This window comes from Amphibiibacter pelophylacis (genome assembly GCF_037688875.1).
GTDB classification, from domain to species: Bacteria; Pseudomonadota; Gammaproteobacteria; order Burkholderiales; family Burkholderiaceae_C; genus Amphibiibacter; species Amphibiibacter pelophylacis.
The window spans coordinates 72,367-84,993 of sequence record NZ_JAWDIE010000003.1 but is presented as its reverse complement, the minus strand read 5'-3'; the positions used below and the strand labels follow the sequence as shown (position 1 = coordinate 84,993).

The following is a 12,627-nucleotide window of genomic DNA, read 5'->3' as shown; positions in this document are numbered from 1 at the left end:
CACCTCTGCAGGGATACCCAGGCGCTGGTGCAGTCGCCGGAGGCGGCCCTGCAGTCTGCGTCAGTGCGGATGGGGTGTATGGGGCGAGTGTCCATGCGTTTTCTCCGTGGCGGATCAGACCAGATCAATGGTTTCGGCGTCCACGGCGCCTTGCTCATTTTGTGGGATGCCGTCGCTGATCATACGCAGCGACCGACCCCCTCACATCACCCCCAGCCGCTTCGCCCCGTCGCGCAGTTCGGCGCGGAAATCGGGGTGGGCGATGGCGATCAGCTCCTGGGCGCGCTGGCGGGCGCTTTTGCCGCGCAGCTGGGCCACGCCGTATTCAGTGACGACGTAGTTGACCTCGTTCTTGCCGGTGCTGACATGCGTGCCGGGCGTGAGCGTAGGCACGATGCGCGACAGTGTGTCGTTTTTGGCGGTGGAAGGCAGCACGATGATGGCTTTTCCGCCTTTGGACCGGTTGGCCGCGCGGACGAAATCGCACTGGCCACCGGTGCCGGAATAGGGCGTGCCGCCCAGACTTTCCGAGCCGCACTGGCCCAGAAGATCGATCTGCAGCGTGGCGTTGATGGCGACCAGATGGTCGTTCAGACCGGCCAGCGCGGGGTCGTTGGTGATGTCGGCGGGGTGCAGCTCGATGCCCGGGTTGCGGTGCATGTGGCGGTAGAGCGCCTGCGAGCCCAGCGCGAAGGTGGCGATGCTCTTGCCCGGGTGCTGCGTCTTGCGCTGGTTGGTCACCACCCCGGCTTCGATCAGGCGCAGCAGGCCGTCGCCCAGCATTTCGGTGTGGATGCCCAGGTCGCGCTTGTCGGTCAACTGCATCACGACCGCATCAGGAATGGCGCCGTAGCCGATCTGCAGCGTGTCGCCATCCGCGATCATGTCGGCGACGTGGCCACCTATCGCCTGCTGCACCGCGCCGATGGCGGGCAGCCCCACCTGAAAAAGCGGCGTGCTGTCTTCGACGCAGGCGCTGATCTGCGACACATGCACCTGGCAGCTGCCGTGGGTGAAGGGCACCAGCGGATTCACCTCCAGCACCACGACGCGGGCGCGGACGATGGCGGCCAGCGTGTAGTCGGCGGCCAGGCCCAGCGAGAAATAGCCGTGCTCGTCCATGGGCGAGGCCAGACTGAAGACCACGTCGGCGGGCAGCAGGCCCTGGCGGATCAGCAGCGGAATCTCCGAGAAATGGCAGGGGATGAAATCCGCCCAGCCGCCTTGCACGGCGGGCCGGACGGCGCCGCTCAGAAAGTAGGCGCTGGCGCGCACGTTCGCCGCGCTGGCCTCATTCATATAGCCGTAGTGGCGTGCGGGCAGGATCTGGCTGATCCTGATGTCCTCCAGCCGCTGGCGCGCATCAGACAGCGCCGTCAGCAGCGCAGGCGGCTCGGCCGCGCCGGTGGGCACGACGACCGTGTCGCCGCTGCGCAGCAGCCCGATCGCCTCGGCGGGGGTGCGGAGTTTGTCCTGAAACGCTGTTCTGGCGGCGCGGGAAGAGGCATCGGATGTCATGGTGTCTCCTTGTTGTGATCGGTGCGCAGCGGCGTTCGCCGCGCCAGCTCATCCAGATGATCCTGCACGGCCTCGCCTTCACGGTCGACGAAATCGGCGATGGCGCGGGCGAAATCGCGCTGGACGATGTGGTGCGCCGACCAGGTCGGCACGGGCAGAAAGCCGCGCGCCATTTTGTGCTCGCCCTGCGCGCCACCCTCGAACACCGACACTTTGTTAGCCAGCGCCCACTCCAGCGGCTGGTAGTAGCAGGTCTCGAAGTGCAGACCGGGCAGATCCAGGTGCGCGTGCTGCGGGTGGCGCCCCCAGCTGCGGCCGTAAATGCGCGGCGTGGGGCCTTCGTCCAGACCCAGCAGGGCGCTGGCCAGCAGGCGCTCGCGCTGCAGGGGCTGGCCCAGCCAAGCCTGCGAGACCAGCCACTGGCGGCCCATGTCGCGGTGCATGGCTTCGAAAAAAGCAGGCGTCAGATAGGGCGGGTTGCCGCGCTCGTGATAGGTGTGGGCGTAGCAGGTGACCAGGTCCTGCAGCTCGTCCGCATCCAGATCGGCCAGCAGGCGCACCGTGCCGACAGCGCCCGCCTGCGCCACCTGGCGGCGTTCCTGGACGATGTTTTTGCGCTTTTTGCGCTGCAGGCGCGACAGGTAATCGTCGAAATCGCTCACGCCCGGCATGTCGCTGCGCTGCCAGTGGAACTGCAGCCCGTCGCGCAGCAGGAAGGTGGGCGGGGCGTCGCTGGCCTCATCCAGCGAGGCCTCCGTGGCCTGATTGGCCAGCACCGCCGCGCGGTCGGCGTCGTCGCCCAGCAGCAGGTGCAGCGAGGACATCCCGTTGCGTCGCACCACCTGCAGCGCCACGCGCAAAAGCGCGGCGCGGTCGGCGGGGCTGTCGGCCAGCAGGCGGCTGCCCGGCACGGGCGTGAAGGGCACAGCGATCAGCGCCTTGGGGTAGTAATCCAGCCCATGGCGGGCGTAGGCGTTGGCCCAGGCCCAGTCGAAGACGTATTCGCCGTAGGAATGGCTCTTGATGTACATCGGGCAGGCGGCGCGCAGGCGCTCGGGCTGCGCGGCGTCGAACAGCGCGATGAAGGCCGGCTGCCAGCCGGTGTCCGTGCAGGCGCTGCCGCTGTGGTGCATGGCGGCCAGCGCGGCGTGGCGCATGAAGGGCGTGGGCCGGGCCTGGCGCGCCAGCAGATCGTCCCACTGCGCGGCGGGGATCTGCGCCGGGTCGCTGGCCAGGGTGATGAGATAATCCGTGCGATCCGTAGACATGGCGTCATCATGACAGACTTGAATTCCCCCGGGCCATGGCTGGCCGTGCTGCAGTTCCATCCGGTGCTGGGCGATCTGGATGGCAATGCGCGCCGCCTGGCCCACCAGGCCCGCGCCGCCTGGCAGCAGGGCGCGCGCCTGGTGCTGGCGCCCGAGCTGGCGCTGTGTGGTTATCCCCCTGAGGATCTCCAGCTGCGGCCCGCCTTCATGCAGGCCTGCGACGACGCGCTGGGCGCCCTGGCGCGCGATCTCGCCGATTGCGACGGCCTGCACCTGGCGCTGGGCCACCCCGCGCCGCTGCCCGTGCCGCCCAGCGATTTCCCGCAGTCGCGCCAGCAGCCGCTGTGCGTCAACGCCGCTTCGGTGCTGGCGGGCGGCCAGGTGCTGGCGCGTGCGGTCAAGCGCGAGCTGCCCAATTACCAGGTGTTTGACGAGCGCCGCTACTACGCCAGCGGCTTTGACCTGGGGCTGGAACCACTGGTTTTCACCGTGAACGGCGTGCGCGTCGGGCTGATGATCTGCGAAGACGCCTGGTTCGACCGCACCGGCCTGCTGCTGCGCGACGCAGGCGCGCAGGTGCTGGCGGTGCTCAACGCCTCGCCCTTCCACCTGAACAAGGCGCAGGACCGCGAGCACCGCATGGCCGATCTGGCCCGCCACTGCGGCCTGCCGGTGGTTTACGCCCACGGCATCGGTGGCCAGGACGAGCTGGTGTTTGACGGCGCCTCCTTCGCGCTGGATGCGCAGGGGAAGATCACGGCGCGTGCGCCGTCGTTCCAGGAGGTGACGCTGCTGCTGTCGCGGGCTGTGGCTGGGACGTCCGGCGCGGGCCTGGCTTTCGCGGGCGACATCGCTCCGCTGCCCGACGAGGACCGCCAGATCTGGGACGCGCTGGTCCTGGGCCTGCGCGATTACGTCGATCACAACCGATTCCCCTCGGTGCTGCTGGGGCTGTCGGGCGGCATCGATTCGGCGCTGGTGCTGGCGCTGGCCGTCGAGGCGCTGGGCGCGGCCCGCGTGCGCACGGTGATGATGCCGTCGGACTACACCGCCGACATTTCGCAGTCGGACGCGGCCATCATGGCCCGGCGTCTGGGTGTGCGCCACGATGTGGTGGCGATTGCGCCGCTGGTCGCGCCCTTTGAGGCCAGTCTGGCTCCGCTGTTTGAAGGCCGCCCGCTGGACGCCACCGAGGAGAACCTGCAGGCGCGCGCGCGCGGCATGGTGCTGATGGCGCTGTCCAACAAGCTGGGCGGTATGGTGCTGACCACCGGCAACAAGAGCGAAATGGCCACCGGCTACTGCACGCTCTATGGCGATATGGCCGGCGGTTTTGCGCCCCTGAAGGATGTCTGCAAGACGCGCGTTTACCGCCTGTCGCGCTGGCGCAATCTGCAGCCCGCACCGCCCGGGCTGGTGCTGCAGCCGGTCAGGGATGACAGCGTGGCGCACGACCCCGGCCATGCCCACCACGGCATGGCGCAGCACACCTGGGTCATCCCCGACCGCATCATCACGCGGGCGCCTTCGGCTGAACTGCGTCCCGACCAGACTGATCAGGACAGCCTGCCGCCTTACGAGGTGCTGGACGACATCCTGGCGCACTGGATGCAGGACAACCGCAGCATCGCCGAGATCGTCGCGCTGGGCCACAAGCCGGAAGACGTCGAGCGCATCACCCGCCTGATCAAGATCAACGAGTACAAGCGCCGCCAGTCGGCGCCCGGCACGCGCGTGACGCACCGTGCCTTCGGTCGCGACTGGCGCTACCCGATTACGTCGCAGTTCCGGGCCTGACGCGGCGGCGGGCGATCAGACCCAGCGCTGTGCGGCGGTCTCGTCGCTGGCTTTGGCGTCCACCCAGTGGCTGCCGTCGGCGCTGTGGTTTTTCTTCCAGAAGGGCGCGTCGGTTTTCAGGCGGTCCATCAGGAACTGTGCGGCCTCGAAAGCGGCGGCGCGGTGGGCGCTGGCGCACTGCACCAGCACGATGTCCTCGGCCGCTTCCAGCCGCCCGATGCGGTGGACGATGCTGATGTGCTGCAGCGGCCAGCGCGCCTGCGCGGCCTGCGCCAGATCGTGCAGGGCGTGCTCGGTCATGCCGGGGTAGTGCTCCAGCTCCAGCGCCTGCGTGGGGCTGCCGGGCAGGTCGCGCACGCGCCCGACAAACTGCACCACGGCGCCCACGTCCGCCCGGCCGGCCAGCGCGCCATAGGCGGCGCCCACGTCAAAGGCTTCTGCCTGGACGGCAATGTGGACGGTGGTGGGGAGGTGAGTCGGGGTCTGATCCATTTCAGCCTCCGGTGACGGGTGGCAGGAAGGCGATCTCGTCGCCATCCGCTACGGCCTGATCCAGTCGTGCGAAGCGCTGGTTGACGGCCACGCGCCAGGGGCCGCCCTCGGCCAGCGCTTCGGCCCAGTCGTTGCCGCGCGTGTGCAGATCGGCCAGCAGCTCGCGCACCGTGGGCGCCTGGGCGTCAGGAGCCGGCGAGGGCAGTGGCACTTCCAGCCGGGCGCAGCCCAGGCGCTCGCGCAGCGAAGCCAGCAGCAGCACGGTCAGCATGAAGCGTCTCCGGCGGCGATCTGGGTGGACAGATCCAGAGGCCGCGTCATCAGTTCGTGCAGCGACCAGATGGGCTGGACGCTGCTGCCCGCCAGAGTCTGTCCCGCATCCACGCGGATCAGGTGGCTGGCCTGCGCGACGCTGCTCAGCACGCCCGAGCCCTGGCGGCTCAGCGGGCGCAGGCGGCCGTCGGCATCGGGCGTCAGGCGCAGGAACTCGCAGCGTTTGAGATCGCCCTGCACATCCTGCGCCAGCACGCCGCCCACCGCCTGCGGCCAGAGCTGCAGACCGGGCCGGTGCGCCAGGCGATCCAGCCCGGCTGCGGGCAGGCCCAGCAGCGCCAGCGCCGGACGCACGAAAAGCAGCGCCGTGACCAGGCTGGACACCGGGTTGCCGGGCAGGCCGATGAAGGGCACGGCACCCTGCGCCGTGCTGATGCGGCCCAGCGCCAGCGGCTTGCCGGGCTTCATGGCCACGCGCCAGCTGTGCAGCGCGCCGACAGCCTCCAGCGCGTCCTTGACGTGATCCTCGCCCCCCACCGAAACGCCGCCGGTGCTCAGCACCAGATCGGCGCAGGCGGCGGCGTCGAGCAGGCTCTGGCGCATCGCGTCGAAGTTGTCGCGCACGTGCACGACCTGAACCAGCTCAGCGTCCCAGGCGGTCAGCAGCGGGCGCAGCGCGTGGCGCGTGCTGCTGTAGACGCCACCGTGCGCCAGCGGCTGGCCGGGCTCGGTCAGCTCGTCGCCGGTGGTCAGCAGCGCGACGCGCAGGCGCGGCCGCACGCTGGCGTGGCTCAGGCCCAGCGAGGCCAGCAGCGCCAGATCAACGGCCTGCAGCGCCTGCTGCGCGCGCAGCACGGTCTGGCCCTGCGTCAGGTCTTCGCCCCGGCGGCGGATGTGCTGGCCGGGGTAGAGCGGGCGCTCGTCCAGCACCAGAACGCCGTCGCTGACTTGCGCGTGCTCCTGCATGACGATGTGCGTGCTGCCGGGCGGCACGGGCGCGCCGGTGAAAATGCGCGCCGCTTCTCCGGGCGCCAGCGGCTGGCCGGTCTGCCCGGCGGCGATGCGCTGTGTCACGGTGTAGCGCGCGGTTTGTGCGTTATCGCCTTCAGGCGCAGCCAGCGCATAGCCATCCATGGCGCTGTTGTCAAATGCGGGCACGGCCATGGGCGCGATCACGTCCTGCGCCAGGTGGCGGCTCAGCAGGTGGTCCAGCGGCAGGGATTGCGCTGCGCCGTCGCGGGCGCGCCAGCCTGGCTCGGTCAGCCAGCGCGGCAGCTGCGCGATGAAATCATCGACGCTGATCAGGGGTTCGGCCACGTTCAGCCTCCGGTCTGGGACATGAAACGCACGATCTGCCCGGGCGTTTCGACAAAGTGATGGCGCTCGGGCTTGTGGGCCAGTGCCTGCAGGATGGCGTCGCGCAGGTCGGCGTCGCTGGCGCCTTCGCGCAACTGCCGGCCCAGCGGCACGGCATCGTTCTGGCCCAGGCACAGGTAAAGCGTGCCGTCCACGCCCAGACGCACGCGGTTGCAGGTGGCGCAGAAATGCTGCGACAGCGGGGTGATGACGCCCAGGCTCATGCGGCCTGCAGTGCTGTTCCGGGCGGCGCTCTTGGGGGCGTGCCAGTAGCGCGCCGGGCCCGCGCCGGGTGCTTCGAGCGCAGAGCGCGCGCTGCTGTCCGCAGCCATGGGGTCGGCCTCGGGGATCAAGCCAAAGCGCTGGGCCAGCTCGGCGCCACGCTGCGTCAGGTCCAGCCCGGTCGCGGCCTGGCCGGTGTGGCCCATGGGCATGGGCTCGATCAGGCGCAGGATCAGGCCGTGTTCCAGCGCGAACGCCACCAGATCGTCCAGTTCGTCGTCGTTCACCCCGGCCTGAACCACGGTGTTGATTTTGACCGGCGCCAGACCGACGCGGCTGGCGGTGGCGATGCCGCGCAGCACATCGTCCAGCACGTCGCGTTTGGTGATGGCGGCAAAGCGCTCGCGGCGCAGGCTGTCCAGGCTGACGTTCAGGCGGCTCACGCCCGCGTCTTTCAGGCCCTGCGCCATGCGGTGCAGCTGCGAGGCGTTGGTGGTCAGCGACAGATCCTGCAGGCCGGGCAGGGCGCTGATGGTGGCGGCCAGACCGGTCACGCCCCGGCGCAGCAGCGGCTCGCCGCCGGTCAGGCGCACCTTGTTCACGCCCATGCCGACAAAAACACCGACCAGGCGGGCCATTTCGTCCAGCGTCAGCCAGTGTTCGGGCTCTTCAAACCCCCGGAATCCTTCGGGGATGCAGTAGGTGCAGCGCATGTCGCAGCGGTCGGTGACCGAGACGCGCAAATAGTGGATGTGACGGCCGTGCCCGTCCAGCAACCGGGGTGAGGCAGGCGTGTGAGGATGATTCATCCTGACATTTTAGGGGAGGACCCCTTGGGCGCGTATCCTCCAGATGGGGAAGGCCGCGAGGCTGGAAGGGGGAGTTCAGCCCGGCGTGCGCCGCGCCGCGCTTTGGGGCAGCCAGGGCGCCAGCGCCAGCGCCTGACGCTGCGCCGCGCCCCGGTGCTCGGCCAGCGCGACATCAAAATCCCGGCTTGAAGGGCGCGGCCAGGGCAGTTGCTGAGGGGCTGTCGGGGCGGTATTCCACGCAGCGAGTGCGGCCAGCACCAGCGTCACGGCAGCCTCCAGCCCCGTGGAGCGTCGGGCCAGACCGTGCTGCAGCGCCCAGTTGGCCGCCTGCGCGAAGTTGAAGGTCGAAGGGCCCAGCACAATCGGGCAGTGGCAGGCCAGCGATTCGATCAGGTTCTGCCCGCCCAGCGGCTGGAAGCTGCCGCCCAGCAGGGCCAGATCGGCCATGGCGTAGTACATGGGCATCTCGCCCAGGCTGTCGCCCAGGAGCACAGTCGGCCCGGACGATGCGGCTGTGGCAGTTTGCTCTGCGGGCTCTGCGGCCTGCAGGCTGTCATCCAGCGCGCTGCGCCGCAGCAGACGGGCACCGCTGGCTTCGATCAGCCGGGCGACCTCGTCAAAGCGCTGCGGGTGGCGCGGCACCAGCAGCAGCGTGGGCCAGGCGCTTTCGCCCTGAGCCGCGCTGTCGCCCAATGCCGTGCTTTCGACCTGTGCCAATTTGTGCGCCGCGAAAGCCTGCCGCCACACGGCGAGCAGCTCGGCCTCCTCGCCCTCGCGGGTGGCGGCGGCCAGCAGCACAGGGCGGCCGTGCTGCGCCCGCCAGGCGCGGCCCTGGGCCAGGCGGGCGGCGGGCGGGGCCAGATCAAACTTCAGGTTGCCGCAGACGGGGACGCTCGATACACCCATGCGGGCCAGTCGGGCCGCATCGTCTGCGGATTGCGCCAGCGCCCCGGCCAGACAGCTCGCGGCGGGTTGCAGCAGCGCGGCGAAACGCTGGCCGCGGCGCAGGCTGCGCTCGCTCAGGCGGGCGTTGGCGATGACGATGGGCACGCCGCCCTGCGTGGCGCGGCGCACGAGCAGGGGCCAGAGTTCGGTCTCCATCATCACGCCCAGCGTGGGTTGCCAGGTGCGGATGAAGCGCCGCGTGGCGCCTGGGCTGTCCCAGGGCAGCCAGGTCTGGTGATCGCCGGGCTGCAGGATTGCCCGCCCGGCCTCCCAGCCAGTGGCGGTGCTGTGCGTCAGCAGCAGCTGCAGGCCGGGATGCTGCTGGCGCAGCGCATTCAGCAGCGGAATCGCGGCGCGGGTTTCGCCCAGCGAGACGGCGTGCAGCCACAGGCGCGGTGTACCGGGCCCCGCCGCCTGAGGACGCGGCCCCAGCGCCAGACGCCGCGCCAGAGCGTGGCGGTAGAGCGGCTCGACGCGGCTTCGCAGCACCAGGCGCAGCAGCACCAGGGGCGTGAGCAGCGTCGTGGCCAGGCCGTAAGCGGCCAGGGCCAGGCGCTGGCGCAGACTCAGGACCGGCACCGGCATCGATGGCGCGGTCAGTGCGCGGCCTGGCCGACCTGCGCGTCGGGCTTGACCTGGCGCAGCGCCTGCATGAAGCCGTCCTGGATGCGCCGCAGCGCCTCGGGGCTGGTTCCCTCGAAGCGCAGCACCAGCACCGGTGTGGTATTGGAGGCGCGGATCAGGCCAAAGCCGTCAGCGAACTCGATGCGCAGGCCGTCCAGCGTGATGCGTTCCAGCTCGCCCGGCATGGCGGGCTGGGCCAGCAGCGCCTGCACCACTTGCGGCGCCTCGCCTTCGCGGCAGGCGACGTTCAGCTCGGGCGTGCTGTGGCTGTCGGGCAGGGCGTCCAGCACGGCGCTGGGGTCGTCGTGGCGCGACAGAATCTCCAGCAGCCGCGCCGCGCTGTAGGTGGCGTCGTCAAAGCCGTACCAGCGGTCGGCGAAGAAAATGTGCCCGCTCATCTCGCCGCCAAACACGGCCTGACGCTGGCGCATCTGCTCCTTGATCAGCGAGTGGCCGGTTTTCCACATCAGCGCCTGGCCGCCCGCCGCCTCGATCCAGGGGCGCAGGCGCTGGCTGCATTTCACGTCATAGATGATGGTACCGCCGGGCCGCGCACGCAGGATGTCCTGCACGTAAAGCATGATCTGGCGGTCGGGGTAGATGATGGTGCCGCCGCGGGTGACCAGGCCCAGGCGGTCGCCGTCGCCGTCAAAGGCGATGCCAAGGTCTGCGCCGCTGTCCTTCACGGTGCGGATCAGGTCGGCCAGGTTTTCGGGCTTGGACGGATCGGGATGGTGATCGGGGAAGTTGCCATCCACGTTGCTGTACAGCTCGATCACCTCGCAGCCCAGCGCGCGCAGTACGGCGGGCGAGCTGGCGCCCGAAATGCCATGGCCCGAATCGACCACGATTTTGAGCGGCCGCGCCAGGCGGCAGTCGCTGGTGATGCGCTCGCGGTAGGCGGTTTCGATGTCCAGCTGGCTCAGCAGGCGGGCCACGTTGGCGTCATCGGCCGTGGGCCAGGTGGCGCGGCCCGCGGCCACGGCGGCGTCCATGTGGCGGCGCAGGCCCTGAATTTCGTCGCCGTAAATGGCGCGACCCTGCATGACCATTTTGAAGCCGTTGTCGTCGCGCGGGTTGTGGCTGCCGGTCACCTGGATGCCCGAGGTGCCCAGATCAGGCGCAGCGGTGGCGGCCCCGAAGTAGAGCATGGGCGTGGTCACGGCGCCCAGATCGAGCACGCGCACGCCGGACGCCATCAGCCCCTCGCGCAGCGCCTGCGCCAGTTCCGGGCCGGACAGGCGGCCGTCGCGGCCGACCACGACCTGGCGCTCGCCCAGTTCCTGCGCGCGTGCGCCAAAAGCCCAGCCCAGCAGGAAGGCGAAATCGGGTGTCAGCGCTGTGCCGGAAGTGCCCCGGATGTCGTAGGCCTTGAAAACGTGAGCGGGGATGTGCGGTGTGGCAGTCATAAAAATCCGGTCAGAAAATAGGGAGAAAAATCAGCGGATGTCGTCGTCAGGATGAAAGCGCGCCCCGTTCAGGCCCGCGTCGCCGGTGGACCCGGGCGCGTCGCTGGTGCGGGGCAGACGGGCGGCGGCCGCGTCGTCGTGGGGCGAAGTGCCGCCGTGCCGGCTGTGCTGGTTGATCTGGTGCAGGGTGTGCGCCTGGCCCAGGTCGCCCGCGTTGACGATGCCGGCCAGGTTCTCGCGCTGGCGCAGGAAGTGGCTGATCTCATCGACGATGCCGCCCAGCTCGTCCGGCGTCGGGTGCAGCGCCAGCACCAGGCGCGGCTGCTCCAGGTTGTTCGTGCCGCTGCTGGCCTGCGTGCTGGTCACCAGGCGCGCGCACAGGATCCACGGGCTGATGCTGGCGCGCACGACGACGTTCTCGGAGCGGGTCGAATCGTGCAGCGCCATGCCGGTGGACAGGCGGCTTTCCGTCCAGGTGCCCTCGGCGCGCACCCACAGCAGCAGGCTGTCGAAGGTCATCTCCGCCCAGAAAACGTGGGTGGCGCGCACCAGCACCTGGCCCAGCGCGAGCAGCCCCAGCCCCAGACAGGCCAGCTGGAACAGGTTGGACAGCTCGGATTGCAGCGCGAGCGGTCGGCCCTCCACCGGATTGCGCAGGTGATCGGCCAGCGGACCCACGGCGCCAGCCAGCCAGGCCAGACACAGCGCGGCCAGCACCGTCAGCGCCAGACCCACACCGCTGCCCAGCAGGCGCAGCTGCCGGGTGGCGGGCGAGAGCGACAGCGGCGCCCAGGCCGGTTGCGTTTCCGCCAGAAGCTGTCCGCGAAAGCTGCCCTTGCCCTGGCTGGCGTCGCTGAGTTCGGGCTCCAGGCTCTGGTAGATGCGGTTGGGGATGTCGCGGTAACGCCGGTTGGCCAGCACCTGGTTTTCCAGATGGATGAAGATGTCGCCGGGGTGGACGGCCTCCTGCAGGTGGCTGCGGTGTTCGCTGACCTCGGTCTGCGCATCCACACCGCGCAGGCGCTCGCGCAGCAGCAGCACGGTGATGGCGCAGACCACGGTGCCCGCAATGAAGAGCATGGCCAGCAGCCCGCCCGCGTTGAGCTGGCCCAGTGCGGCTGAAAAAGTCTGCAGCTGCGCGCGTGCCGCCGCCCCCAGCCCGCCATAAACCCAGACCAGCGCCGCCGGGGCCAGCAGCGCCAGCGCGGGCACCCACAGCAGGCTGGCCAGACTGCGGCTGGGCTGCAGCACGGTGGTCGTGCGCGCCAGGTCGCTGCTGCGGCTCAGCCACAGCGCCAGCAGGTAGACCAGCAGGATGATGGACAGCAGCGGCGCCAGCACCTGCCCGGCCGCCCCCATCAGCCCCGAGCGCGCCACGCCCGCAGCCAGCGCCGCGCACAGCACGGCGATCAGGCTGTCGGCGATCAGCCCGGCCAGGTCCTGCGCCATGTTGCGCAGCGCCCAGGGCAGACCGATCAGGCGCGGCCACAGGCTGTGCAGCAGTTGCGCCAGCACGCCGACGGGCTCGCCCAGCGTGGGGTTTTTGCGCCCCATGAGCATGGCTTCCAGGTCGCGGGCGGCGTAGGCGGTGTGCGGCGCTTCGGCCTCGGCGTTGCGCGCTTCGCTGGGGTTGAGATTGCGCGCCAGCGACACCGGCACCGATCGCCCGACAAAAAATCGCAGCGTGGACTGCAGTCCGCCCGCCAGGCCCTTCAGGCCCCACAGCAGCAGCGCCAGGCCCGCCCCGGCATTCACCCAGGCCTGCAGCGGGTGACGGCCCAGATCCCCAAAAACGCGCAGCAGCACCCAGGCGCCGACCAGGGCGATCAGGCCGCTGGCGATGGCGCGCAGCAGGCCTTCCAGCCGCAGCGGGTTGGACAGGCCCAGGTCGCGGCTGCCGTGGTCGTAAGCCAT

Annotated in this window: 10 protein-coding genes; 1 reads left to right on the top strand and 9 read right to left on the bottom strand. The window is 70.1% G+C overall.

Features of this window, described 5'->3' with window-relative positions:
- Window positions 1–201: 201 nt before the first annotated feature.
- A complete protein-coding gene (locus RV045_RS02600; protein ID WP_423234202.1) occupies window positions 202–1,518 on the bottom strand; it encodes an acetyl-CoA hydrolase/transferase family protein in 1,317 nt (438 codons plus the stop codon).
- Complete coding sequence (locus tag RV045_RS02595) at window positions 1,515–2,786, bottom strand: GNAT family N-acetyltransferase (RefSeq protein ID WP_423234201.1); 1,272 nt, start codon at window positions 2,784–2,786, stop codon at window positions 1,515–1,517. Before RV045_RS02595 ends, RV045_RS02600 begins: the two co-directional genes overlap by 4 nt.
- A 9-nt stretch (window positions 2,787–2,795) precedes the next feature.
- Between RV045_RS02595 and RV045_RS02590 the strand changes: the two genes are divergently transcribed.
- Window positions 2,796–4,583, top strand: coding sequence for an NAD+ synthase (locus tag RV045_RS02590; protein WP_423234200.1), 1,788 nt, complete (start codon window positions 2,796–2,798; stop codon window positions 4,581–4,583).
- A 15-nt stretch (window positions 4,584–4,598) separates the two neighbouring features.
- Here the strand turns inward: RV045_RS02590 and moaE are convergent, their stop codons facing one another.
- From moaE to RV045_RS02555, 7 genes are all read right to left on the bottom strand, one after another.
- Window positions 4,599–5,075, bottom strand: a complete 477-nt coding sequence (moaE, locus tag RV045_RS02585) for a molybdopterin synthase catalytic subunit MoaE (RefSeq protein ID WP_423234199.1) — start codon at window positions 5,073–5,075, stop codon at window positions 4,599–4,601.
- A 1-nt stretch (window position 5,076) separates the two neighbouring features.
- Window positions 5,077–5,346, bottom strand: coding sequence for a MoaD/ThiS family protein (locus tag RV045_RS02580; protein ID WP_423234198.1), 270 nt, complete (start codon window positions 5,344–5,346; stop codon window positions 5,077–5,079).
- On the bottom strand, window positions 5,340–6,665 hold the full coding sequence (locus RV045_RS02575; RefSeq protein WP_423234197.1) for a molybdopterin molybdotransferase MoeA: 1,326 nt from the start codon (window positions 6,663–6,665) through the stop codon (window positions 5,340–5,342). The genes RV045_RS02580 and RV045_RS02575 overlap by 7 nt, the downstream gene beginning before the upstream one ends.
- 2 nt (window positions 6,666–6,667) lie before the next feature.
- A complete protein-coding gene (moaA, locus tag RV045_RS02570; protein ID WP_423234196.1) occupies window positions 6,668–7,735 on the bottom strand; it encodes a GTP 3',8-cyclase MoaA in 1,068 nt (355 codons plus the stop codon).
- Between the two features lie 75 nt (window positions 7,736–7,810).
- On the bottom strand, window positions 7,811–9,265 hold the full coding sequence (locus RV045_RS02565; protein WP_423234195.1) for a 3-deoxy-D-manno-octulosonic acid transferase: 1,455 nt from the start codon (window positions 9,263–9,265) through the stop codon (window positions 7,811–7,813).
- An 11-nt stretch (window positions 9,266–9,276) separates the two neighbouring features.
- Complete coding sequence (locus RV045_RS02560) at window positions 9,277–10,713, bottom strand: phosphomannomutase/phosphoglucomutase (RefSeq protein ID WP_423234194.1); 1,437 nt, start codon at window positions 10,711–10,713, stop codon at window positions 9,277–9,279.
- Window positions 10,714–10,743: 30 nt separating this feature from the next.
- Complete coding sequence (locus tag RV045_RS02555; RefSeq protein ID WP_423234193.1) at window positions 10,744–12,627, bottom strand: hypothetical protein; 1,884 nt, start codon at window positions 12,625–12,627, stop codon at window positions 10,744–10,746.